Origin of the sequence: Frateuria sp., from assembly GCF_035695185.1 — a bacterium.
In the GTDB taxonomy this organism is placed as follows: domain Bacteria; phylum Pseudomonadota; class Gammaproteobacteria; order Xanthomonadales; family Rhodanobacteraceae; genus Frateuria_A.
Genome location: NZ_DASSES010000045.1, coordinates 1 through 21,418 on the forward strand (window position 1 = coordinate 1; position 21,418 = coordinate 21,418).

A 21,418-nucleotide genomic window follows, 5' to 3' on the forward strand; every position below is an offset into this window, starting at 1 on the left:
TTCCATGGTGCGCACCGCCCTGAAGAAGGTCGTCAAGGCCATCGAGGCGAAGGACAAGGCCGCCGCCGTGGAAGCCTTCGCCGCCGCCCAGCCGGTCATGGACCGCTACGCCGCGCGTGGCCTGATCCACAAGAACAAGGCCGCTCGCCACAAGAGCCGCCTCAACGCGAAGATCCGCGAGCTGGCGTAAGCCGGCTCGGCACTTCAAAGGGTTGATGGAAAGGCCGGCGCAAGCCGGCCTTTTCGTATGCCTGGAAGAAGCCCAGGTATCGATTCGGAGGCCTGGCCTCCAGAGCCGATCAGCACGCGGGCGGCGCGAGCCGGCAGTCCAGCCCGGTTGCGCACCGGCGCGGTCATGCCGCCCTGCGGCCGATCGCCCGGCGGGCCTTTGCCCAGGTCGGCAGCGCCAGCCGGCAGCCCGAGTGTCGCCGGCGAGATGACCGCGACCGGCCTCGCGTCAGCGAACCTCGCCCTCGCCCCGCAGGCGTACGTCCCCCGGCTGCATGTCGGTGCGCTCTTCCCGCACCTGGCGCTGCGACTCGAAGAAGCGTTGCACCTGCTGGCACACCGCCATGGTGTTGTCGCGCGCGATCGCCGAGACCAGGAACCACGGCTCCTTCCACTCCAGCCGACCCACGATGTCCTCGGCGACCGCCTGGCGCTCGTCCTGCGGCAGCACGTCGGCCTTGTTGAGCACCAGCCAGCGCGGGCGTTCCAGCAGCTCCGGATCGAACTTGGAGAGCTCCTGCTCGATCGCGCGCACCTGCTCGACCGGATCGGTACCGTCGATCGGCGCGATGTCGACCAGATGGAGCAGCAGGCGCGTGCGCGAGACGTGGCGCAGGAACTGGATGCCCAGCCCCGCGCCCTCGGCCGCACCCTCGATCAGGCCGGGAATGTCGGCGATCACGAAGCTCTGGTCTGTGCCCAGGCTGACCACGCCCAGATTGGGATGCAGCGTGGTGAACGGGTAGTCGGCCACGCGCGGCGTCGCCGCCGAGACGGCACGGATGAAGGTGGACTTGCCCGCGTTGGGAAAGCCAAGCAGCCCCACGTCCGCCAGCAGCTTGAGTTCGAGCTTGAGCTCGCGCACCTCGCCCGGCGTGCCGGGCGTGGCCTTGCGCGGCGCGCGGTTGACCGAGCTCTTGAAGTGGATGTTGCCGAGCCCGCCCTTGCCACCCTCGGCCACCAACAGGCGCTGGCCGTGCTGGGTAAGATCGCCGATCACCTCGTCGGTGTCGACGTTGGTGATCACGGTGCCGACCGGCACGCGGATGGTGGTGTCCTCGCCGCCCTTGCCGTACATGTCCGAACCCATGCCGTTCTCGCCGCGCTGCGCCTTGAAGCTGCGCTGGTGACGGAAGTCGATCAGCGTGTTCAGGCCCTCGTCGGCGACCAGCCAGACCGACCCTCCACTGCCACCGTCGCCGCCGTTGGGGCCACCGAACGGGATGAACTTCTCGCGCCGGAAGCTGACGCAGCCGTTGCCGCCGTCACCGGCCTGGACTTTGATGATCGCTTCGTCGACGAATTTCATGGCATGGGAAACCGGTACAGGAGGGAGAACCAGACAAGGAAGCTCGAGGTTAACCGGGGAGCTGCATGTTCCCCGTTCCCCGCTCGCCGATCCTTGCTTCACAAAAAACAAAAGCCCCGCCGGAGCGGGGCTTTCGCTGCAGCGTCGGGAGCGATCAGCCCTTGACGACGCTGACGAACTTGCGGTTGTTCTCGCCGCGGGTCTTGAACTCGACCACGCCGTCGGTCAGCGCGAACAGGGTGTGGTCGCGGCCCAGGCCCACGCCGGTGCCGGCATGGAACTTGGTGCCACGCTGGCGGACGATGATGTTGCCGGCCTCGATGGCCTGGCCACCGTAGACCTTCACGCCCAGGTACTTCGGGTTCGAGTCGCGACCGTTGCGGGACGAACCTACGCCTTTTTTGTGTGCCATGACTTAAATCCTCGGCTGGTGTATCAGGCGTTGATGCCCGTGATCTCGACTTCGGTGAAATGCTGCCGGTGCCCCATCTGCTTCTTGTGGTGCTTGCGGCGGCGGAACTTGATGATGCGCACCTTGTCGGCACGGCCGTGGCGACGCACGGTGGCCGAAACGGTGGCGCCGGCAACGGTCGGCACGCCGACGTTGACGGAGTCGCCCGAGCCGACCAGCAGCACCTGGTCGAAGCTCACGTTGGCGCCTTCCTCGGCATCCAGCAGCTCCACGCGCAGCACGTCGCCCTGCTGGACGCGGTACTGCTTGCCGCCGGTCTTGATGACTGCATAACTCATGGGATTGTCCCTTCTGTCGTTATTCTCTTGGGTTTCGCCACGCGCGTAGCGGCCGTGGTGAACGGCGAAGTATAGCCGCGCCGTCGCGGCCTGGTCAATCTTTAAGCAGCCCGCTCACGGCCCGGCCGAGGAACCGCCCGGTGCCGGTGCTGCCAGCGCCGCGCCCGGAGTGGCCGCGGGCGCGGCCGGGCAGCGCCCCTGGGCATCGATCCGGCCGCCCTTCTGCAGTTCGGCCAGCATCGCCTGGGCCCGCTCACGACCCCATTCCTCCCCCAGTTGCATGCCCTCGGCCATGGTCGCGGGCATCTCGGCAATCACCTTCTTGCCCAACGGCGAACGATAGAACCTGAGCAGCCCCTGGATGTCGGCGGCACTGAAATGACGCCGATAGATCGGCACCATGCGCGCGGTGAGCTCCTGCACGCCCTTCGCATCGATGAAACCCTGCCAGTAGCTGGCCGGGACGCAGGGCAGCTGCTGCGCCATCATCGCCGCCATCTGCGTGTTCATCTGGCCGAGCATGCGATCCATGCCGAACACGCCCATCAGCTGGCGCACCTGCGCCTCGCTGGGCGGCTTGGGCGAGGCCGCCAGCGCGGCGCCTGTCGCCAGCAGCAGGGCCAGGCCCGTCACGGTTCGCTTGGGCATCGCCACTTCCTCGTCGCCGGGCCGGTTATTTGGCCACAGCCGGCCGCCCGGCGGAAGGCGTAGCGCCCGGAATCCGGCTGCTCCGCGCCGGTGCGCTCCTACGGGGAGGAGATCTCCGGCGCGCGCGATACGGGGCACTCAATTTCTGACCTCGGCAGGTTGGTATAGTGGCCGGTCTCCCCCATATCTCTGCGCGCATGGAAACCATACGCATCCGCGGCGCCCGCACGCACAACCTCAAGAACGTCGACCTGGACCTGCCGCGCGATCGCCTGATCGTGATCACGGGGCTGTCCGGCTCGGGCAAATCCTCGCTCGCCTTCGACACGATCTACGCCGAAGGCCAGCGCCGCTACGTCGAGTCGCTCTCGGCCTACGCGCGCCAGTTCCTGTCGATGATGGAAAAGCCCGACGTCGACACCATCGAGGGCCTCTCGCCGGCGATCTCGATCGAGCAGAAGTCGACCTCGCACAACCCGCGCTCGACCGTCGGCACGATCACCGAGGTCTACGATTACCTGCGCCTGCTCTACGCCCGCGTCGGCACGCCGCGCTGCCCGGACCACGCCATCCCGCTGGAGGCGCAGACGGTCAGCCAGATGGTGGATGGCACGCTGGCGCTGGACCCGGAGAAGCGCTGGATGCTGCTCGCGCCGGTGGTCCGTGAGCGCAAGGGCGAGCACGTGCAGGTGTTCGACCAGCTGCGCGCGCAGGGCTTCGTGCGCGCGCGCGTCGACGGCGTGGTGTACGAGCTCGATGCCGTGCCGCCGCTGACCCTGCGCCAGAAGCACACCATCGAGGTGGTGATCGACCGCTTCCGCCCGCGCGAGGACCTCAAGCAGCGCCTGGCCGAGTCGTTCGAGACCGCGCTGCGCCTGGGTGACGGGCTGGCGATCGTGGTCGACATGGACGACGACAAGGCGCCCGAGCAATTGTTCTCCTCGCGCTACTCCTGCCCGGTCTGCGACTACTCGCTGCCGGAACTCGAACCGCGTCTGTTCTCGTTCAACTCGCCGATCGGCGCCTGCCCGAGCTGCGACGGCCTGGGCGTGACCCAGGTGTTCGACCCCGCGCGCGTGGTCGGCCATCCGGAGCTGCCGCTGTCCAGCGGCGCGATCCGCGGCTGGGACCGCCGCAACCCGCACTACTTCCAGATGCTGCAGTCGCTCGCCGCGCACTACGGCTTTGCCGTCGACACCCGCTGGCGCGATCTGTCCCCGCACGTCCAGCAGGCGATCCTGTATGGCAGCGGCAAGGAGAAGATCGCCTTCCGCTACCTCACCGAACGCGGCGGCCGGGTGACCCGCGAGCACGCCTTCGAGGGCATCCTTCCCAACCTCGAGCGGCGCTACAAGGAAACCGAGTCCACCGCGGTGCGCGAGGAGCTGGCCAAGTACATCAGCGACCATCCCTGCCCCACCTGCGAAGGCCAGCGCCTGAACCGCTCGGCGCGCAACGTGTTCGTCGCCGATCACGCGCTGCCGGCGCTGACCAACCGCTCGATCGACGACGCGCTGGCCTTCTTCGAGCAGCTCAGCCTCACCGGCTGGCGCGGCGAGATCGCGGCCAAGATCGTCAAGGAGATCCGCGAGCGGCTGACCTTCCTCAACGACGTTGGCCTCAACTACCTCACGCTGGACCGCCAGGCCGACACGCTCTCCGGCGGCGAAGCCCAGCGCATCCGCCTGGCCAGCCAGATCGGCGCCGGCCTGGTCGGCGTGATGTACGTGCTCGATGAGCCCTCGATCGGACTGCACCAGCGCGACAACGAACGCCTGCTCGGCACCCTCACGCGGCTGCGTGACCTGGGCAACACGGTGATCGTGGTCGAACACGACGAGGATGCCATCCGCATGGCCGACCACGTGCTCGACATCGGCCCCGGCGCCGGCGTGCACGGTGGCGAGGTGGTGGCGCAGGGCACGCTGAAGGACATCCTTGCTTCCGAGCGCTCGCTGACCGGCCAGTACCTGTCCGGCACGCGCAGCATCGAAGTGCCCACCGAACGGCGCAAGCCGGTCGACGAGGAATCCTGGCTGCGCCTCACGGGCGCGCATGGGAACAACCTCAAGCATGTCGACCTGGCGATTCCGGCCAAGCTGTTCACCTGCGTCACCGGCGTGTCCGGCTCGGGCAAGTCCACGCTGGTCAACGATACCCTGTTCCGTCTGGCCGCCTCCGAACTGAACGGCGCCAGCGCGCAGCCGGCGCCGTTCGAGTCGGTCAGCGGCATGGACCTGTTCGACAAGGTGGTCGACATCGACCAGTCGCCGATCGGCCGCACGCCGCGTTCCAACCCGGCCACCTACACCGGCCTGTTCACGCCGTTGCGCGAACTCTTCGCGCAGGTGCCCGAGGCGCGCGCCCGCGGCTACACGCCGGGCCGCTTCAGCTTCAACGTGCGTGGCGGACGCTGCGAGGCCTGCGAAGGCGACGGCATGATCAAGGTGGAGATGCACTTCCTGCCCGACGTGTACGTGCCCTGCGACGTCTGCCACGGCAAGCGCTACAACCGCGAGACGCTGGAGATCCACTACAAGGGCAACACGATCGCCGACGTGCTCGACATGACGGTCGAGGACGCGCTCAAGCTGTTCGAGAACGTGCCGACCATCGCACGCAAGCTCGACACCCTGCGCGCGGTGGGCCTGGACTACATCAAGCTCGGCCAGAGCGCGACCACGCTCTCCGGCGGCGAGGCGCAGCGCGTGAAGCTCTCCAAGGAGCTGTCCAAGCGCGACACCGGCCGCACCCTCTACATCCTCGACGAGCCCACCACCGGCCTGCACTTCCACGACATCGAGCAGTTGCTGGATGTGTTGCACCAGCTGGTCGACCAGGGAAATACCGTCGTCGTGATCGAGCACAACCTCGACGTGATCAAGACGGCCGACTGGATCGTCGACCTCGGCCCGGAGGGTGGCGCGGGCGGTGGCCGCATCCTGGTCGCCGGCACGCCGGAGGAAGTCGCCGGCACTCCCGAATCGCACACCGGGCGCTTCCTGCTGCCGCATCTGAAAGCGCCCCCGGCACCCGCACAGGCCGCCGGGCAGCCGGCCGCCAAGCGCACCAGGAACACGCTCAAGCACATTGCCTCGGCCGACAAGCACCGACCCATGCCCCGCAAGAAGAAGGCCCCATGAGCCCGCGCAAGTCGACGAAGAAGGCGGCGGTCGAAGTCGCCGCCGAACAGCACCCGCCGTTGGCGTCGACGCCGCTGTTCACGGCGGTGCTGCCGGTACGCTGGCGCGACCTGGACGCGTTCAACCACGTCAACAACTCCAACTACCTCACCTACCTGGAGGAGGCGCGGCTGCAGTGGCTGAGCCATGTCCCGGGCCCCTGGTTCGATGAGCACGCCATGCCGGTGATGGCTGCGGTCCAGCTCAACTATCGCCGCCCGATCGAGTGGCCGGCGCAATTGCATGTCGAGCTCTTCTGCGAGCGCCTGGGCACGACCTCGATGACCATCGGCCATCGCATCTTCGACGCCCAGGCTCCCGAGCGGTTGTACGGCGACGGCCACGTCGTCATGGTCTGGATGGACCCGGCCAGCGGCAAGCCTGTCCCGCTGCCCGATTCGATCCGGGCAGCGGCAGACACCCCTTAGGGCTGGCGTCGGTCCACTGCACCGCCCCCGCTGGCTCGGGTGGGCTGGCTCCCACCCTGCGGCCGCGCGCCTGCCTCTATGATGGGCCTTCCCCACGAAGGAGCCCGTCATGACCCTGCCCGCTCGCCGTGCCCTCGCCTGCGCCTGCCTCGCGGCCTGCTTCACCCCGGCCGTACAGGCGGCCACCGCTACCGAACTGACCCTCTATCGCAGTGACAGTCCCTCGCTGTATACCGCCGCCGGCGACGGCAGCGTGGGCGAAGGTCATGCAGTGGCGCGCGAACAGCGCATGTTGCAGCTGAAGGCCGGCACGCAGGACATCACCCTGGGTGACCTGCCGCTCTACCTCGATCCCGAAGCCATCGCGCTCTCCTTTGCGGACGGCCGGGCCCGCGTGATTTCCCAGCGCCTGCTGCTGGGTCAGGGCAACGAGGCCGCGCTGGCCGGGCTGGTCGGCCGGGAGGTCAGCGTGCTCGGCGGGAATGGCGAAACGCTCGCACAGGGCACCCTGCAGCGCGCCGGCAACGGCCTGCTGGTCAAGGGTGCTGTCGGCACCACCCTGGTGCGCGACTACGCTGCAGTGCGGAGCTCCGCCGGCGACTTCCCGACCGGCGCCAGCCTGCGCCTGCGCGTGGATGCCGGCCGTCCCGGCAACGCCACCGCCACGTTGAGCTACCCCACCGCGGGCCTGGGCTGGCGCGCCGCCTACGTGGGCACGCTCGCGCCGGGCGATGCCTGCCGCATGCAGTTCGAGTCGCGCGCCAGCATCGCCAACCGCAGCGGCCGCGACTGGCGCGACGCCACGCTCAAGCTGGTCGCCGGGGAGCCGCGCTTCGCCAAGGCCGAGGCGCCGCGGCCGATGGTCGCGATGGCTCGCGCCTACAAGGCCGGGGCCGCCGACATGCCGCAACAGTCCCCGCTCGGCGATTACCGCCTGTACACGCTGCCGCAGCCGGTCGACCTGCCGGATGGCAGCGTCAGCCAGGTCCCGCTCTACGCAACCCGCACGCTCCCCTGCGAGCGCACGGCGCTCTACGAGAACGGCAACAGCTGGACACCGCCCCAACCCATGCTCGCGCCCGACTTCGGGACCGGTGGCGGCAACACCATCGAAAGCACGCTGCACTTTGCCGCCTTCGACAGCCTGCCGGCCGGCTACCTGCGGGTACTTGGCAACGACAACCGCGGCACGCCGCAATTCCTCGGCGAGGGCCGCATCGAAGACACCCCCAAGGGTGGCAACGTGGACCTCACGCTGGGTACTGCCTTCGACCTGCGGGCCGAGCGCGAGCGCACATCGTTCAAGCTGGACAAGGCCGCCCGCACGATGGACGAGGCCTTCCGCATCACCCTCGCCAACGCCGGCGAAGCGGCGCGCGTGGTGACCGTCCGCGAGCATCCGGGCCGCTGGCGCGAATGGACCCTGGCGTCCTCCTCGATCAAGCCGAGCCGCCAGTCGCCGGATGTGCTGGAGTTCAAGGTAAACGTGCCGGCCGGTGGCAAGGCGACGCTCGACTATGCGGTGCACTACCGCTGGGCGGCGGACGAGTAAGCGCCCTGCATACCGTGCAGGAGCGCACCCTGGGCGCGACCGGATGCATGAGGGTCACGTCCAGCCGCGCTCCCACGGGGGCGACACCCAGAACCCGACGCCAACCACAAGGAACCGCCATGCTCGACATCCTCCCGCACGACGGCGACATCGCCGAGATCCGCCTGGCCCGCCCGCCGGTCAATGCACTGAACATGGACCTGATTGCCGCCTTGCGCGACGCCCTTGCCCAGGCGCCACGCGACGGTGCGCGCGGCCTGGTGATCTCCGGCGCGCCGGGCCTGTTCTCCGCCGGTGTGGACGTGCCCGAGCTGCTGCAGCGCGACCGTGCGGGGGTGCGCGCTTACTGGCGTGCCCTGTTCGCCCTGTGCGCGGACCTCGCCCACCTGCCGGTGCCGGCAGTGGCGGCGATCACCGGCCACAGCCCCGCGGGCGGCGCGGTGCTGGCGCTGTTCTGCGATTACCGCGTGATGGCGCAAGGTCCGTTCCGGATCGGCCTCAACGAAGTGCAGGTGGGCCTGATCGTGCCCGACTGCATCCAGCTCGCGCTGCGCCGGGTGGTCGGCACCTACCGTGCCGAGCGGCTGCTGGTCGCCGGCGCCATGCTCGAGGCCGAGCAGGCGCTGGCCTGCGGTTTCGTGGACGAACTGACCGGCGTGGACCAGGTGGTCACCCGCGCGGCCCATTGGCTGGCCGAACTGCTGGCGCTGCCGCGCCAGGCCATGCTGGCCACGCGCGAACTGGCCCGCGCCGACCTGCGGGCGGCCTGGCGGGACGTCGATGCGCTACCGCTGGACGCCTTCGTCGACGCCTATTTCCACAAGGAAACCCAGACCACCCTCCGGCAGCTGGTGGCGCGGTTGAAGAGCAAGGGTTGAGCGGCACAGGCACCAGGGAGCACGACCTCGCCCAGGCAGGCATGACGCTCGTCCAGGAGCGCTCCTGCAGGCTTCCCTGGCTCACCGCGCGCCGGTGGCAACGGGCCGCGACGGATCGCTCACCCACCCGCTCCACGATGGGGCGTAAAGACGCGAGCCGTGGAGACCGGCGTGCTCCATCGCCAGCAGGTTGTGGCACGCAGTGACCCCCGAACCACACATGTGCACCACCTTCCGCGGTGGGGTAGCGCCCAGCACCGCGGTGAACTCGTCACGCAGTTGCGCAGGTGACTTGAAGCGGCCGCTCGCATCGAGGTTGTCGGCGTAGGGCCGGTTGAGTGCGCCGGGCACGTGCCCGGCCGCGCGGTCCAGCGGCTCGGTATCCCCGCGATAGCGTGCGGCGGCGCGGGCATCCAGCAGCACGGCCGCCGGATCGGCGTGCAGCGCGGCGTGGTCGGTAATCGCCTGGGCCGGGTCGAAGTGCAGGTCGACCTGGCTGGACGCGCGTGCAACCGTGCCGCTTTCGACCGGCAGCCCGGCTTCGCGCCAGGCGGCAAAACCGCCGTCGAGCACGGCAACCTCGTGCACACCGGCCAGGCGTAGCAGCCACCAGAGCCGGGCCGCCGCAAGCGCGCTGCTGCCGGCATCGTAGGCCACCACCTGCAGGCCCGGGCGCCAGCCCCAACGCCCGAGCACGGCGGAAAACGCCTGCGCCAGCGGCAACGGGTGACGCCCCAGGCCCTGACCCTTGCGTTCGAGGCCGGACAGGTCGTGCTCCAGGCTGGCATGCACCGCACCGGGGATATGCGCTTCGCGGTACTCGCGCCCGGGCTTGTCCGGATCGGCGGCGCCCGCGCCGGCGGGGTCGGCCCGGCAATCGACGATCAGCACCTTGTCCGGTGGCATCGCGGCCAGCGTGGCCGCGTCGATCAGCGTGGTGTACAGGCCCATGCGTGTTCCATCCGTTCGAGCAGGTTGAGCAACATTGCGGCGGTGGCGCCCCAGATACGGTGACCGCCGTGGACGAACTCGACCATGGCCCGCCGATGGCCGCGGTAATCCATCACATAGCGCCGCAGATTCGACGGTTCAAGGAAGAAGGCGAAAGGCACTTCGAACACTTCCGCCACTTCCGCCGGAGTCGGATACAGCACCGCATGCTCGGCAACGCGCGCGACCACCGGGGTGACGCAATAGCCGCTGATCGTCTCGAAACAATCGAGGAAGCCCAGTGGCTGCACCAGCGCGCGTTCAAGTCCGATCTCCTCCTCGCTCTCGCGCAGGGCGGTATCGACCGCGTCGATGTCGCCCGGGTCACGCCGCCCACCGGGAAACGCCACCTGCCCCGCGTGCGACTGCAGATGGGCGGTGCGCACGGTGAGCACGAGCCGGGGCTGCACGCCCTCGCGGACGCCGATCAGTACCGCCGCGGCACGTCTGGGCGCGTCGCCGAGAAGGTCGGCCATCTGGGCATGGTTCCAGCCCGGGGCCGCCGGCGGATCGGCGAGCGATCGCAAGGCCCGGGGCAGCGCGTCGAACACGCGCTCGATCGGCCGAGCCGGGGTGGCCCCCATCACACCCTCGCGCGCGCAGGCAGGATCTCGCGCATGTACCGCTGGCGCTCGGCCTCGTCCATGCTGCGCCAGCGCGCGATCTCCTCGCCACTGCGCAGGCAACCCTCGCACCATCCGCGCGCGTCCAGTCGACAGATGCCGATGCAGGGCGTGAGCGGGGCGAGGGGGGCGGGAGGGACGTGTGGCATCCGCGCGATTTTAGCCGATGCGCGCAAGCATGACTGTGCGCGTCGACGCCGGCGCCCCCCCCCGACGTGCCTGCCCCGGCGCTCGCTACGCGAACGGGTTTCCATGGCCCGGCCCGCGACAGCGGGAGGACCGCCCCTACTTGGAAATCTCGAGCAGCTCGATCTCGAACACCAGCGCCTCGTTGGGGCCGATGCGCGGCAACTGCCCACGCTCCCCGTAGGCCAGTCGCGGCGGGATCACCACCTTCCAGCGATCTCCCACATGCATGCGCGGGATCACGTCCTGCCAACCAGGAATGACCTTGTCGACCTGGAAGGTGACCGGCGCGCCGTGCGCCCACGAACTGTCGAACTCGGTGCCGTCCACCAGCATGCCCCGGTAGTTGACCGTCACCGTGCTGGTGACCGTGGGGCGCTCGGTGCCCTTGCCCGACTCGATCACCGCGTACTGGATGCCCGAGGGCAGTTGCACCACACCCGGGCGCTTGCGGTTCTGCGCCATGAACGCGGCGCTCTTGCGCGCATTCGCCTGGGCGATGCGCTCGAACTCGGCCACGGCGTTGGCGTGCATCTGCTGTTCCAGCCGCTCGAGCTGGGCATGCATGTCCTGCATCGGAACGGACGGATGGCGCTTGGCGTAGGCGTCGGCCATGGCCTTCTGCACGGTGGCCAGGTCGACGTCCGGCTCGCCGCCGGCAAACTGGCTGCCGATCTGGTAGCCGATCGCGTAGGAAAGCTTGTGCTTGTCCAGCTTGACCTGCGACATCGACGCGGCGGCGCGGTCCTGCGCATGCGCAACGCTTCCCAGCAGCAGCATGCCAAGCGCCAGCCCACCCAGTCGTGTCATGCCTTGCCTCCACCATCGACGTTACCGGCCATGCTAAGGGCAAATGGCGGCGCCATGCAGCGCCGCGTCCGGCGACTGCTTCGAAACCGGGCGGCGCCAAAGGTTCCCGCGTTAACATGCGCGTTTCCCTTTGCCGGAGCGCTTCCATGGCCTATCGCAACCTGGAGATTGCCAACCGCGGCGCGGTGCGCGTCATCACCGTCAACCGTCCCGACAAGCTCAACGCGCTCAACCGCGACACGCTCAACGAGCTGACCCTCGCCTTCACCCAGGCGGCACAGGACGACGCGGTGCGCGCAGTGGTGCTGGCCGGCGCGGGCGAGAAGGCCTTCGTGGCCGGTGCCGACATCGCCGAGATGAATGGCTACACGCCGGTGCAGGCGCAGTCCTTCTCGCGCACCGGTCAGCGCCTGATGAGCACGATCGAGCGACTGGGCAAGCCGGTGATCGCGCGCATCCAGGGTTTTGCCCTGGGCGGCGGCATGGAACTGGCGATGGCCTGCCACCTGCGCGTGGCGAGCGAGAAGGCGAAGTTCGGCCAGCCGGAAATCAACCTGGGCCTGATCCCGGGCTTCGGCGGAACCCAGCGCCTGCTGCGGTTGGCCGGCCGCAGCGCGGCGCTGGAGCTGTGCCTGACGGGCGCGCCGATCGGAGCGCAGCGCGCTTACCAGCTGGGCCTCGTCAGCCGCGTGGTGGCGCCCGAGGCGCTCGATGAAACCGTCGACGCGCTGGCCGACCAGCTGGCCGCGGCCGCGCCGCTGGCCGCCGCGGGCATCCTCGATGCGATCCTGCTCGGCGGCGAGACGGCACTGGACCAGGGCCTGGAGTTCGAGACGCAAGGCTTTGCGCTGGCGTTTGCCACCGAGGACATGCGCGAAGGGACGAGCGCATTCCTCGAGAAGCGCAAGGCCGCGTTCAAGGGGCAGTGATAGCCCCTGCTCCGGCAAAAGACGATCAATGCCCGCCGCGATACTTCTTCTCGCCGGCGGTCACCGCGATGTCCAGGCGGTTCTCCGGCGGCGCCAGCGGGCAGGTGGCAAACGGCGTGAACGCGCAGGGCGGGTTGTAGGCCTTGTTGAAATCCAGCTCCAGCTTGCCCGGCTGCGAGAGACCGCCCTTGGGTAGCGCGGCGTAGAAGAAGCGCGCGGCACCGTAGGTCTCCCTGCCGGAGGTGCGGTCGGCCATCACGAAGAACAGCTCGCCGCCCGGTTCCTCCTGGTAAGGCATCAGTTCGAACGTGTGGCCGTCGCGTTGGAACACGGCCTTGCCCGGCACATCGACCGCATCGATCGTGCCGATCACCGAGCCGATTTCCAGCTTGTGCGCCGGCGCGAAGGGCACCCAGTCGGCCTCGACGCGCCAGGACGGATCGATCGGGAAATAATCGATGCCCGCGAAGTGCGCGCGGGTCGGTGCCTCGGGGTCCTTCACGCGCAGCGCCTTGCGGCCTTCGCGGTCGATCACGTAGAAGCTCGCGCTGCCGAAACGCACCAGGGTCGGACCCGCTGCACCGGCGTGCATGTCGTCGACCAGCGCCGCCGCGCTGGTGCGCTGGCCGTCGATGGTGGCGCCGGCGCCCTCGTCGAACGCGATGTGCAGGCTGCCGTCCGCAGCGAGCGTGACCGTGCCGAGGTGCGCCGGACCGGCCTTGAGCACGATGTCGTTGTCGGCGGCGCGGCCGACACGATTGGCGCCCTCGTGCAGCCATTCCAGCCCGATCAGGCTCAGCCAGCCATCCGGGGCGGTCAGCCGCGCCACGCGGTCGGCGCGCCACTGTTCGATCTGGCGGGTGTACGGATCGGTCTCGGCGGCGTGCACGGCAACGGCTCCCAAAGTCGTGAGTGCGAGGAACAGGCTGGCGCGAAGCATGGGGCTCTCCAGCGGGAAATGCCCTCGAGTATAGACGAGCGCACGCACGTGCCCTGGAGCAGCGCACCCGTGCGCGACCACCGCGCGCCACGTCCCGCACGGCGCCGCGCGATCACCGGCCGCGCAGGAACAGCCGGTCCAGTTCGCCCAGGGAGAGTTGCACCCAGGTCGGGCGTCCGTGATTGCACTGCCCGGAACGCTCGGTCGCCTCCATCTCGCGCAGCAGTGCGTTCATCTCGGGCAGGGTCAGCCGGCGACCGGCGCGCACCGAGCCATGGCAGGCCATGGTGGAAAGCAGCTCGTTTTCCAGCTCCTGCAGGCGTCGTGAACTGCCGTGCTGGGCCAGCTCGGCCAGCACGTCGGCGGTCAGCTGGCCGACGTCGGCACCCTCGAGCAGCGCGGGTATGCGCCGCACCACCACGGTGGAGGGGCCGCTGCGCGAAAGCTCCAGGCCCCAGTCGGCCAGCGCGTCGGCGTGCTCCTCGGCCGCCGCGGCCTCCTTCGCGCTCACCGACAGGTTGAGCGGGACCAGCAGCATCTGCGAGCGCAGGCTGCTGCAGGCGCGGCCGGCCTTGAGCTTTTCGTAGGTAATGCGCTCATGGGCCGCGTGCATGTCCACCAGCACCAGGCCGTGCGCATTCTCGGCGAGGATGTAGATGTTCTTCAGCTGGGCGATCGCGAAACCCAGGGGCGGCGCCTCGCGCTCGTCCGCCTCGGGCATCGCGGTGGCAATGACGGCGCCCGCCGCCGGGGACTCGCCCAACAGCGTGGCGTAGTCGGCCAGCGGCTCGTCGCGCAGCCCGAGGCTGAGCCGGCTCTGCGCGAAGCCCGCAGGGCGCGCGGGTGCCGGTCCGCCATAGGCATAGGCCGGCGCCGGGGCCGCCATCGGCTCGGGCTGCGGCGACGCCGCCTGTCCTGCCCGGGTCTGCGCCAGGGCTTCGTGCAGGCTGCGGAACAGGAAGTCGTGCACCAGCCGCTGCTCGCGGAAACGCACTTCGTGCTTGGCCGGATGCACGTTGACGTCCACGCCCGCCGGGTCGAGCTCCAGATAGAGGACGAAGGCCGGGTGACGGCCGTGGAACAGCACGTCTGCATAGGCCTGGCGCACCGCGTGGGCGACGACGCGATCGCGTACCAGCCGGCCGTTGACGTAGAAGTACTGGCCATCGGCCTGTCCGCGCGAGGCGGTCGGCAGGCCGACCCAGCCGGACAGCTGCATGCCGGCCGCGGCGTGCTCGATGTGCAGGCTTTGCCCCGGAAAGCCCTCGCCCAGCACCTCGGCCACGCGCGCCAGCGCCGTCGCCTGATCCTGGCAGGCCCTGAACAGGCGCAACGGCTTGCCGTTGTGGCTCAGGCGGAATTCCACCGAGCGGCGCGCCAGCGACAGCGACTTGAGCAGGTCGTCGATATGCGCGAACTCGGTGCGCTCGGCGCGCAGGAACTTCCGGCGCGCCGGCACGTTGAAGAACAGGTCGCGCACCTCGACGCTGGTGCCGACCGGATGTTGCGCCGGCCGCACGGGCTGCATGCGCCCGCCGTCCACCTCGAGCCGGAACGCGCTGTCGCCGGCGCGCGTGCGCGAGGTCAGCGCGAAGCGCGCGACCGAGGCCACCGAAGCCAGCGCCTCCCCACGGAACCCCATGCTGGCCACGTGTTCCAGATCGTCGAAACTGCCGATCTTGCTGGTGGCATGCGACGCCACTGCCAGCGGCAGGTCGTCCGGGGCGATGCCGCCACCGTCGTCGCGCACGCGGATCAACCGCGCCCCGCCCTGCTCGATGTCCACCTCGATCCGCGTGGCGCCGGCGTCGAGGCTGTTCTCGACCAGTTCCTTGACGACCGAGGACGGGCGCTCGATCACCTCGCCGGCGGCAATCTGGTTGATGAGGTCGGGAGGAAGCTGGCGGATGACAGGCATCGCGCAAGCTTAATGGGTGTGGCACGTGAACCGCACCCGTGATGTTCGGGCGATCAAGCCGGGACTGGTCTTCGCACGCGCCCCGGGAAAACGCCGACTAACCGGCTGGAATGGCCAGCACCGCGCCTGCCTGCACCGTGTCGCTGCTCATCCGGTTGGCGCTCTTGAGCGCGGTTACGCTCACGCCGTACTGGCGCGCGATGCTGCCCAGGCTCTCGCCGCGCGCGACCCTGTGCAGGTCGCGCACGTTGGCGTCGGCGCGGGTATCGGCCGCCGGCGTGGCAACCTCCGTGGCCGACGCGAGCGTGCCGGTGCGGCGCATCGCCTGCGCGGCGAACCAGGTGCCCGGCGGCGGCGTGGCCTCGAAATAATTGCGCACGCCTCCCGTCACCGCCTCGGCCAGCTCGCGCTGGTGCGCCGGGTCGCGCAGCTTGCGCTCTTCGGTCGGATTGCTGATGAAGGCCGTCTCGACCAGGATCGAGGGTACGTCCGGCGAGCGCAGCACCACGAAGTTGGCGTGCTCGACGTAGCCGCGATGCGTCGGGCCCAGCCTGGCCAGCGCCTTGAGCACGTTGCCGGCGATCGCCTCGCTGGCCTGGATGGCGTAGCCCTGCTGCAGGTCCAGCAGCACGGCGGCAAGGCTGTCGTCCTTGTCGTCCAGCGAGACACCGCCGATGAGGTCGGCCCGGTTCTCGCGGTCGGCGAGCCAGCGCGCCGCCTCCGAGGTCTTGCCGCGCGGCGAAAGCACCCACACCGACGAACCCTTGGCGTCGCTGCTGGTGAAGGAGTCGGCGTGGATCGAGACGAACATGTCCGCGTTCTGCTCGCGGGCAATCTGGTAGCGGCGCTTGAGCGGGATGAAATAGTCGCCGTCGCGGGTCAGCACCGCCTTCATGCCGGGCTGGCGGTTGATCTCCGCCGCCAGGGCACGGGCGACCGCGAGGGTGACGTCCTTCTCCTGCGTGCCATGGGGGCCATGCGAACCGGGGTCCTTGCCGCCGTGGCCGGCGTCGACCGCGACGATCACCTTGCGTTCGCCGCCGAGCAGTGCGGCCGCCTGCTGGGCACCCTTGCCCACGCTATGGGTCGGCTTGACGTTGGCCAACAGGCCTGCACCGCGGTCGTCGGTCGTGTCCGTGGCGACCGTGTCCTTGCCCGGGTAGAGATCGAGCACCAGCCGGTAGCCGTGGCCGCCCGCGGGCTTGAGCAGGAAGCTCTTCGGCCGCGCGCCATCGGCGGCGTGCGCCATCAGGCGCAGTTCACTGGCGGAAGCCTGGCTGTCGAGGCCCTTGAAGAGGCCCTGTGCGGCCGGGGCATCGAAGCCGCGCGCCAGGTCGCCGCCAGGCAGGGCCAGTTCGACCGTGTCGCCCGTGCGGTGCAGCTTGTAGTCGACCGGGCCGGACAGGTCGAACACCACGCGGGTGTACTCGGGGCCCGCCCATACGCGCGCATTCCGCACGTCGGTCGCGTGCGCGCCGCACAGCGGCAGCGCGGCGGCTAGGGCCACCAGGCCGAGACCTCCCAGGCGCGCGAACGTACGTGTCATGGCGCCGCATTGAAACCCAGCAAAAAGGAGATTGCAAGGGTTTTTCCCTTGAATATCCATAACCTGCGCCGCTTTTGTCATACCGTCCCAAGGTATGGGGCGCCCGGCTCCGCCTTTTCCGCCAATCGGAGCAGCCCGGTTTTCTCTTACGAAACCGAAACTTAGCCTTCACCAAGGCGCGCCAGCATCGCCCTGCCGCGGTCGCTGCGCGGCTCGGCCCGGGCGGACCGCCCGTTGCCGGCATGCTCCAGTTGCAGGACCAGGTCCGGTGCCGGCAAGGCTCCGGTCCCGCGCTCGGGCCACTCGACCAGGACCAGGGAGGCGGGGTCGCCCAGGGCATCCAGGCCCAGCCACTCCAGTTCACCCGGATCGGCAATACGGTAGAGGTCCAGGTGCCAGGCAGCGAGCTCGCCTGCGCGATAGGACTCGACCAGGCTGTAGGTGGGGCTCTTGACCCGCTCGCCCACGCCCAGCGCGCCGAGCAACGCCCGGGCGAAGCTGGTCTTGCCGGCGCCGAGGTCGCCATGCAGGTAGATCACCAGGCCGCCATCGACCGCGGTGGCAAAGCGCTGGGCCAGGGCGGCGGTCGCGGTTTCGTCGGGAAGGGTCCAGTAGCTCATGCATCCAGTCCGTTCAGCAGGCGGCGCAGCGGGGCGAGCAGATCGCTGGCGATCAGGCCGCGCTCGCCCTCGCGTGCGGCGCAATCACCTGCGCGTGCGTGCAGCCCCACGCCGAGGCGGGCGGCATCCCGGGCGGAGCAGCCCTGCGCCAGCAACGCGGCAATCAGGCCGGTCAGCAGGTCGCCCATCCCGCCCGAGGCCATGCCCGGGTTGCCCCAGGGGCAGACGTCCAGGCGGCCCTCCGGGTCGGCAATCAGCGACCCTGCACCCTTGAGCACGGCCAAGGCGCCGAAACGCTTTGCGAGCGCGCGTGCCGCGGCGAAGCGATCGCGTTCGATGGCGGCGATGGGACAGCCGAGCAGGCGCGCCGCCTCGCCCGGATGCGGCGTGAGCACTACCCGTCGCCCGCCATCGAAGCGGCGGGGCTCTGCCGCCAGCAGGTTGAGGCCGTCGGCGTCCAGCACCAGCGGCAAGGGGCTGTCGAGCGCGGTCAGCCACAGCGCGTGCCCCCAGGCGCGCTGTCCCAGGCCCGGTCCGAGCGCGAGCACAGTGGCACGCCCGAGCAGCGGTGCCAGTGCCTGCGGCCCATCGACCGCGTGCGCCATCAGTTCGGGACGGGCGGCGTTGAGCGCGACCAGATGCTCCGGTTGCGTGGCCACGCTGACCAGCCCGGCGCCACCGCGCAGGGCCCCCTCGCCGCACAAGCGGATCGCACCGGCAGTGCCGTGGTCTCCGCCGACGGCGAGCACGTGGCCGTTGCGGCCCTTGTGTGCATCGCGCGGGCGTGCCGGCAGCGTGGCCGCTTCGAGCAGGCAGGCATCCGGCGGTGCCTCCTGCCACAGGCTTTCGGGCAGCCCCAGTGTGGCCAGCTCGATGAATCCCGTGTGCGCACCGGCCTGGCCGGTATGCAGGCCACGCTTGGCGGCAATGAAGCTGACCGTGAGGTGGGCGTGGATCGCCGCGCCCGGACAGTGCCCGGTGTCGGCATCGAGACCCGAGGGCACGTCCAGCGCCAGGATCGGCGCACCGGCCGCGTTGAGCTTTTCGATCAAGGCGGCCGCCATCGGCTGCGGCGGGCGGTTCAGACCGGTGCCGTAGAGCGCATCCACGTGTACATCGGCTTCCGGCAGCGCCGAGGCCCCGTCCCAGGGATGCACGGGCACCCCGCCCTGCGCGCAGGCAACCCGTGCGCGGGCGGCATCGCCCTCGCCCGATCCGTCCACCAGCGCCATTACCTCGGCCGCCAGACCCGCTTCGCGGGCCAGCAGCGCCAGCAGGTAGCCGTCACCGCCGTTGTTGCCGGGCCCGCAGTAGACCGCGACGCGCTGCGCCTGCGGCCAGTGCCGGCGGAGGCTGGCGAGAGCCGCGGCGGCCGCACGGCGCATGAGCTCGAAGCCAGGCACGCCCAGGTCCGCGATCGCGCGCCGGTCCAGCGCGCGCACCTGGGCAACGGTGTAGAGGGCGTGGCAATCCGGCACGGTCATCGGGCGATTATAGGTGCGGGCCCGCCCTTACAATGACGCCCATGTCCGTCGTTCCTCCCCCCGACTACGCCACGCTGGCCCGCGACATCAGGCAATGGGCGCGCGAGCTGGGATTCGCCGAAACCGCAATCAGCGGCGTCGCGCTCGGCGAGGACGAGTCGCACCTCGAACGCTGGCTGGGCGAGGGCCTGCACGGCGAGATGGACTACATGGCCCGCCACGGCACCCGCCGCAGTCGTCCGGCCGAGCTGGAGCCGGGCACCGTGCGGGTCATTTCGGTACGCATGGACTACCGCGCACCCGGCACCCGCCAAGCCTGGGAGGTGCTCGCGGACGGCGAGGCTGCGTACGTGGCCCGCTACGCGCTGGGCCGGGACTACCACAAGCTGATGCGCAACCGGCTGCAGAAGCTGGCCGAGCGTATCCGCGCCGCCATCGGCGAGTTCGGCTACCGGGCCTACGTCGACTCGGCGCCGGTGCTGGAGAAGGCGCTCGCCCGCAACGCGGGGCTGGGCTGGATCGGCAAGCACACCGTGCTGATCAACAAGGATGCCGGCTCGTATTTCTTCCTCGGCGAGCTCTACACCGACCTGCCGCTGCCGGTCGACGCCCCTGCCACGGCGCACTGCGGCACCTGCTCGCGCTGCATCGACGTCTGCCCGACCCAGGCGATCCTGGGTCCCTATCGGCTCGACGCGCGCCGCTGCATTTCCTATCTCACGATCGAACTGAAGGGCTCGATCCCCGAAGAATTGCGTGCGCCGATGGGCAACCGGATCTTCGGCTGCGACGACTGCCAGCTGGTCTGCCCGTGGAACAAGTTCGCGCAGGATGCCACCGAACCGGATTTCGCCCCTCGCCACAGCCTGGACGGGGCCAGGCTGGCGGAGCTGTTCGCCTGGAGCGAGGAGGCGTTCCTGCACCGCACCGAAGGCATGGCCATCCGCCGCACCGGCTACGAGGGCTGGTTGCGCAACATTGCGGTAGCGCTGGGGAATGCGCCCTCGACGGGCGAGGTGATCGCCGCCTTGCGGTCGCGGGAACAGCACCCCTCACCCATCGTGCGCGAGCACGTGGCCTGGGCGCTGGCGCGGCACGGAGCGCCGCCACCGTAGGAACGCTCCTGTGCGCGACCGCCAGGGCGTCAGCGGGATGCCCGGCGCGGTCGGTCGCGCCCGGTCGCACTCCCGGGCGTGCTAGGTGCGGCGCTCGTGGATGGCCTCGATCAAGGCGCAGGTCGCCGCATCCAGCGGCGGCACGTCGGACTGCTCGCCACGCAGCGCCGGCAGGATCTGCCGGGCGATGCTCTTGCCCAGCTCCACGCCCCACTGGTCGAAGGCATTGATCCCCCACAGGTGACCGAGCAGGAACACCTTGTGCTCGTAGAGCGCGATCAGCGCGCCGAAGCTCTCGGGCGTGAGCGCATCGAGCAGGATCACCGAGCTCGGCCGGTCGCCGGGGAAGGTACGTTGCGCCGCCAGCATCTCACCCCCGGCAGGATGCTCGGCGAGCGCCTCCTGCGGCGTCTTGCCCAGGGCCAGCGCGGCCGCCTGGGCGAGCAGGTTGGACAGCAGCGCGTCGTGGTTGCCGGTCAGCGGGTGCGCGGGGTTGACGACGCCTATCAGGTCCAGCGGCACGACCTCGGTGCCCTGGTGCAGCGCCTGGAAATAGGCGTGCTGGGCGTTGGTGCCGACGCTGCCCCACACCACCGGCACCGTGGGCTGGCCCACCGGCTGGCCCTCCGGCGTCACCGACTTGCCCAGGCTTTCCATTTCCAGCTGCTGCAGGTAGCTCGGCAGGTCCCCGAGCAGGTCCGCGTAAGGCACCACGCCCCGCGTCGGGTAACCCAGCACGTCGCGGTTCCATATCTCGACGAGCGCCAGCAGCGCCGGCAGGTTCTGCTGCCACGGCGCGCTGCGGAAGTGGTCGTCCATGCGCGCACCGCCGGCCAGCACGGCGCGGAAGCCCTGCGTGCCGATCGCCAGGGCCAGCGACAGCCCGACCGCCGACCACAGCGAGTAGCGCCCGCCGACGAAGTCCCACATCGGGAAGATCTGCCTGAGCGGCACGCCCCAGCTGCCTGCAACCTCCGTGTTGGCGCTGACCGCCAGGAAATGCCGCGCCACCTCGCGCTCGTCGCCGTTGCAGGCCTCCAGGATCCAGCCGCGCAGCACGTTGCCGTTGAGCAGCGTTTCCTGCGTGGTGAAGGTCTTGGAAACCATGACCACCAGCGTGGTCCTCGGATCGAGGCGGGTGATCAGGTCGTAGGCAGCCTGGCCGTCGACGTTGGTGAGGAAATGGCTGCGTACCTTCGGCGTACGGAACGGCGCCAGCGCGGCGACCGCAAGGCGCGGACCCAGGTCGGAGCCGCCGATGCCGATGTTGACGATGTCGGTG

The 21,418-nt window shown here is 69.8% G+C and carries 19 protein-coding genes and 1 pseudogene; 7 read left to right on the forward strand and 13 right to left on the reverse strand.

Features of this window, described 5'->3' with window-relative positions:
* On the forward strand, positions 1 to 190 hold a 190-nt coding region (rpsT, locus tag VFH59_RS03265; protein ID WP_325163455.1), incomplete at its 5' end, for a 30S ribosomal protein S20.
* A gap of 267 nt (positions 191 to 457) precedes the next feature.
* On the opposite strand, the gene cgtA is transcribed toward rpsT, so the two are convergent.
* From cgtA to VFH59_RS03285, 4 genes are all read right to left on the reverse strand, one after another.
* Entirely contained in the window at positions 458 to 1,537 is a 1,080-nt protein-coding gene (cgtA, locus tag VFH59_RS03270; protein WP_325163456.1) for an Obg family GTPase CgtA, read from the reverse strand.
* 154 nt (positions 1,538 to 1,691) lie between these two features.
* On the reverse strand, positions 1,692 to 1,949 hold the full coding sequence (gene rpmA / locus VFH59_RS03275; RefSeq protein ID WP_291192566.1) for a 50S ribosomal protein L27: 258 nt from the start codon (positions 1,947 to 1,949) through the stop codon (positions 1,692 to 1,694).
* Between the two features lie 23 nt (positions 1,950 to 1,972).
* A complete protein-coding gene (gene rplU, locus VFH59_RS03280) occupies positions 1,973 to 2,287 on the reverse strand; it encodes a 50S ribosomal protein L21 (RefSeq protein WP_325163457.1) in 315 nt (104 codons plus the stop codon).
* 114 nt (positions 2,288 to 2,401) lie between these two features.
* Positions 2,402 to 2,935, reverse strand: a complete 534-nt coding sequence (locus VFH59_RS03285) for a DUF2059 domain-containing protein (protein WP_325163458.1) — start codon at positions 2,933 to 2,935, stop codon at positions 2,402 to 2,404.
* Between the two features lie 197 nt (positions 2,936 to 3,132).
* Here VFH59_RS03285 and uvrA point away from each other — a divergent pair, with 197 nt between their 5' ends.
* The 4 genes from uvrA to VFH59_RS03305 all read left to right on the forward strand — a co-directional run bounded on the left by uvrA (position 3,133) and on the right by VFH59_RS03305 (position 8,975).
* On the forward strand, positions 3,133 to 6,078 hold the full coding sequence (uvrA, locus tag VFH59_RS03290) for an excinuclease ABC subunit UvrA (RefSeq protein ID WP_325163459.1): 2,946 nt from the start codon (positions 3,133 to 3,135) through the stop codon (positions 6,076 to 6,078).
* Positions 6,075 to 6,545 (forward strand): thioesterase family protein, encoded by a 471-nt coding sequence (locus VFH59_RS03295; protein ID WP_325163460.1) that lies wholly within the window; start codon positions 6,075 to 6,077, stop codon positions 6,543 to 6,545. Before uvrA ends, VFH59_RS03295 begins: the two co-directional genes overlap by 4 nt.
* Positions 6,546 to 6,654: 109 nt before the next feature.
* The gene (locus tag VFH59_RS03300) at positions 6,655 to 8,097 is read left to right on the forward strand and encodes a DUF4139 domain-containing protein (RefSeq protein ID WP_325163461.1); all 1,443 of its coding nucleotides are present in this window, start codon (positions 6,655 to 6,657) and stop codon (positions 8,095 to 8,097) included.
* Between the two features lie 119 nt (positions 8,098 to 8,216).
* Positions 8,217 to 8,975: an enoyl-CoA hydratase/isomerase family protein gene (locus VFH59_RS03305; protein WP_325163462.1), complete on the forward strand. Its 759-nt coding sequence runs from the start codon at positions 8,217 to 8,219 to the stop codon at positions 8,973 to 8,975.
* 81 nt (positions 8,976 to 9,056) lie between these two features.
* On the opposite strand, the gene VFH59_RS03310 is transcribed toward VFH59_RS03305, so the two are convergent.
* The 3 genes and pseudogenes from VFH59_RS03310 to VFH59_RS03325 all read right to left on the reverse strand — a co-directional run bounded on the left by VFH59_RS03310 (position 9,057) and on the right by VFH59_RS03325 (position 11,584).
* Positions 9,057 to 9,926 (reverse strand): sulfurtransferase, encoded by an 870-nt coding sequence (locus VFH59_RS03310; protein WP_325163463.1) that lies wholly within the window; start codon positions 9,924 to 9,926, stop codon positions 9,057 to 9,059.
* Positions 9,905 to 10,737 (reverse strand): annotated as a pseudogene (locus tag VFH59_RS03315) (NUDIX hydrolase). Before VFH59_RS03315 ends, VFH59_RS03310 begins: the two are co-directional and overlap by 22 nt.
* Before the next feature lie 136 nt (positions 10,738 to 10,873).
* A complete protein-coding gene (locus tag VFH59_RS03325; RefSeq protein ID WP_325163466.1) occupies positions 10,874 to 11,584 on the reverse strand; it encodes an FKBP-type peptidyl-prolyl cis-trans isomerase in 711 nt (236 codons plus the stop codon).
* 146 nt (positions 11,585 to 11,730) lie between these two features.
* Between VFH59_RS03325 and VFH59_RS03330 the strand changes: the two genes are divergently transcribed.
* Positions 11,731 to 12,513 carry an enoyl-CoA hydratase-related protein gene (locus VFH59_RS03330; RefSeq protein WP_325163467.1) on the forward strand — a complete coding sequence of 261 codons (783 nt, stop codon included), beginning with the start codon at positions 11,731 to 11,733 and terminating at the stop codon, positions 12,511 to 12,513.
* 25 nt (positions 12,514 to 12,538) lie between these two features.
* On the opposite strand, the gene VFH59_RS03335 is transcribed toward VFH59_RS03330, so the two are convergent.
* The 5 genes from VFH59_RS03335 to VFH59_RS03355 all read right to left on the reverse strand — a co-directional run bounded on the left by VFH59_RS03335 (position 12,539) and on the right by VFH59_RS03355 (position 19,021).
* Positions 12,539 to 13,453 (reverse strand): DUF1684 domain-containing protein, encoded by a 915-nt coding sequence (locus VFH59_RS03335; RefSeq protein WP_325163468.1) that lies wholly within the window; start codon positions 13,451 to 13,453, stop codon positions 12,539 to 12,541.
* Between the two features lie 112 nt (positions 13,454 to 13,565).
* The gene (gene mutL, locus VFH59_RS03340) at positions 13,566 to 15,371 is read right to left on the reverse strand and encodes a DNA mismatch repair endonuclease MutL (RefSeq protein WP_325163469.1); all 1,806 of its coding nucleotides are present in this window, start codon (positions 15,369 to 15,371) and stop codon (positions 13,566 to 13,568) included.
* Between the two features lie 97 nt (positions 15,372 to 15,468).
* The gene (locus tag VFH59_RS03345; protein WP_325163470.1) at positions 15,469 to 16,917 is read right to left on the reverse strand and encodes an N-acetylmuramoyl-L-alanine amidase; all 1,449 of its coding nucleotides are present in this window, start codon (positions 16,915 to 16,917) and stop codon (positions 15,469 to 15,471) included.
* Between the two features lie 161 nt (positions 16,918 to 17,078).
* Positions 17,079 to 17,537, reverse strand: a complete 459-nt coding sequence (tsaE, locus tag VFH59_RS03350) for a tRNA (adenosine(37)-N6)-threonylcarbamoyltransferase complex ATPase subunit type 1 TsaE (protein ID WP_325163471.1) — start codon at positions 17,535 to 17,537, stop codon at positions 17,079 to 17,081.
* Complete coding sequence (locus VFH59_RS03355; protein WP_325163472.1) at positions 17,534 to 19,021, reverse strand: NAD(P)H-hydrate dehydratase; 1,488 nt, start codon at positions 19,019 to 19,021, stop codon at positions 17,534 to 17,536. Before VFH59_RS03355 ends, tsaE begins: the two co-directional genes overlap by 4 nt.
* A gap of 41 nt (positions 19,022 to 19,062) precedes the next feature.
* Between VFH59_RS03355 and queG the strand changes: the two genes are divergently transcribed.
* Positions 19,063 to 20,136, forward strand: a complete 1,074-nt coding sequence (gene queG / locus VFH59_RS03360; RefSeq protein ID WP_414655844.1) for a tRNA epoxyqueuosine(34) reductase QueG — start codon at positions 19,063 to 19,065, stop codon at positions 20,134 to 20,136.
* Positions 20,137 to 20,217: 81 nt separating this feature from the next.
* Here queG and pgi read toward each other — a convergent pair.
* A partial coding sequence (gene pgi / locus VFH59_RS03365) for a glucose-6-phosphate isomerase (protein WP_325163474.1) occupies positions 20,218 to 21,418 on the reverse strand: 1,201 nt, incomplete at its 5' end.

Coding starts and splice junctions, on each gene's coding strand:
- VFH59_RS03330 (WP_325163467.1), top strand. CDS start 11,731: ATGGCCTATCGCAACCTGGAGATTGCCAACCGCGGCGCGGTGCGCGTC.
- VFH59_RS03325 (WP_325163466.1), bottom strand. CDS start 11,584: ATGACACGACTGGGTGGGCTGGCGCTTGGCATGCTGCTGCTGGGAAGC.
- tsaE (WP_325163471.1), bottom strand. CDS start 17,537: ATGAGCTACTGGACCCTTCCCGACGAAACCGCGACCGCCGCCCTGGCC.
- cgtA (WP_325163456.1), bottom strand. CDS start 1,537: ATGAAATTCGTCGACGAAGCGATCATCAAAGTCCAGGCCGGTGACGGC.
- VFH59_RS03300 (WP_325163461.1), top strand. CDS start 6,655: ATGACCCTGCCCGCTCGCCGTGCCCTCGCCTGCGCCTGCCTCGCGGCC.
- VFH59_RS03355 (WP_325163472.1), bottom strand. CDS start 19,021: ATGACCGTGCCGGATTGCCACGCCCTCTACACCGTTGCCCAGGTGCGC.
- VFH59_RS03335 (WP_325163468.1), bottom strand. CDS start 13,453: ATGCTTCGCGCCAGCCTGTTCCTCGCACTCACGACTTTGGGAGCCGTT.
- rplU (WP_325163457.1), bottom strand. CDS start 2,287: ATGAGTTATGCAGTCATCAAGACCGGCGGCAAGCAGTACCGCGTCCAG.
- VFH59_RS03305 (WP_325163462.1), top strand. CDS start 8,217: ATGCTCGACATCCTCCCGCACGACGGCGACATCGCCGAGATCCGCCTG.
- mutL (WP_325163469.1), bottom strand. CDS start 15,371: ATGCCTGTCATCCGCCAGCTTCCTCCCGACCTCATCAACCAGATTGCC.
- VFH59_RS03295 (WP_325163460.1), top strand. CDS start 6,075: ATGAGCCCGCGCAAGTCGACGAAGAAGGCGGCGGTCGAAGTCGCCGCC.
- VFH59_RS03345 (WP_325163470.1), bottom strand. CDS start 16,917: ATGACACGTACGTTCGCGCGCCTGGGAGGTCTCGGCCTGGTGGCCCTA.
- VFH59_RS03285 (WP_325163458.1), bottom strand. CDS start 2,935: ATGCCCAAGCGAACCGTGACGGGCCTGGCCCTGCTGCTGGCGACAGGC.
- rpmA (WP_291192566.1), bottom strand. CDS start 1,949: ATGGCACACAAAAAAGGCGTAGGTTCGTCCCGCAACGGTCGCGACTCG.
- uvrA (WP_325163459.1), top strand. CDS start 3,133: ATGGAAACCATACGCATCCGCGGCGCCCGCACGCACAACCTCAAGAAC.
- VFH59_RS03310 (WP_325163463.1), bottom strand. CDS start 9,926: ATGGGCCTGTACACCACGCTGATCGACGCGGCCACGCTGGCCGCGATG.
- queG (WP_414655844.1), top strand. CDS start 19,063: ATGTCCGTCGTTCCTCCCCCCGACTACGCCACGCTGGCCCGCGACATC.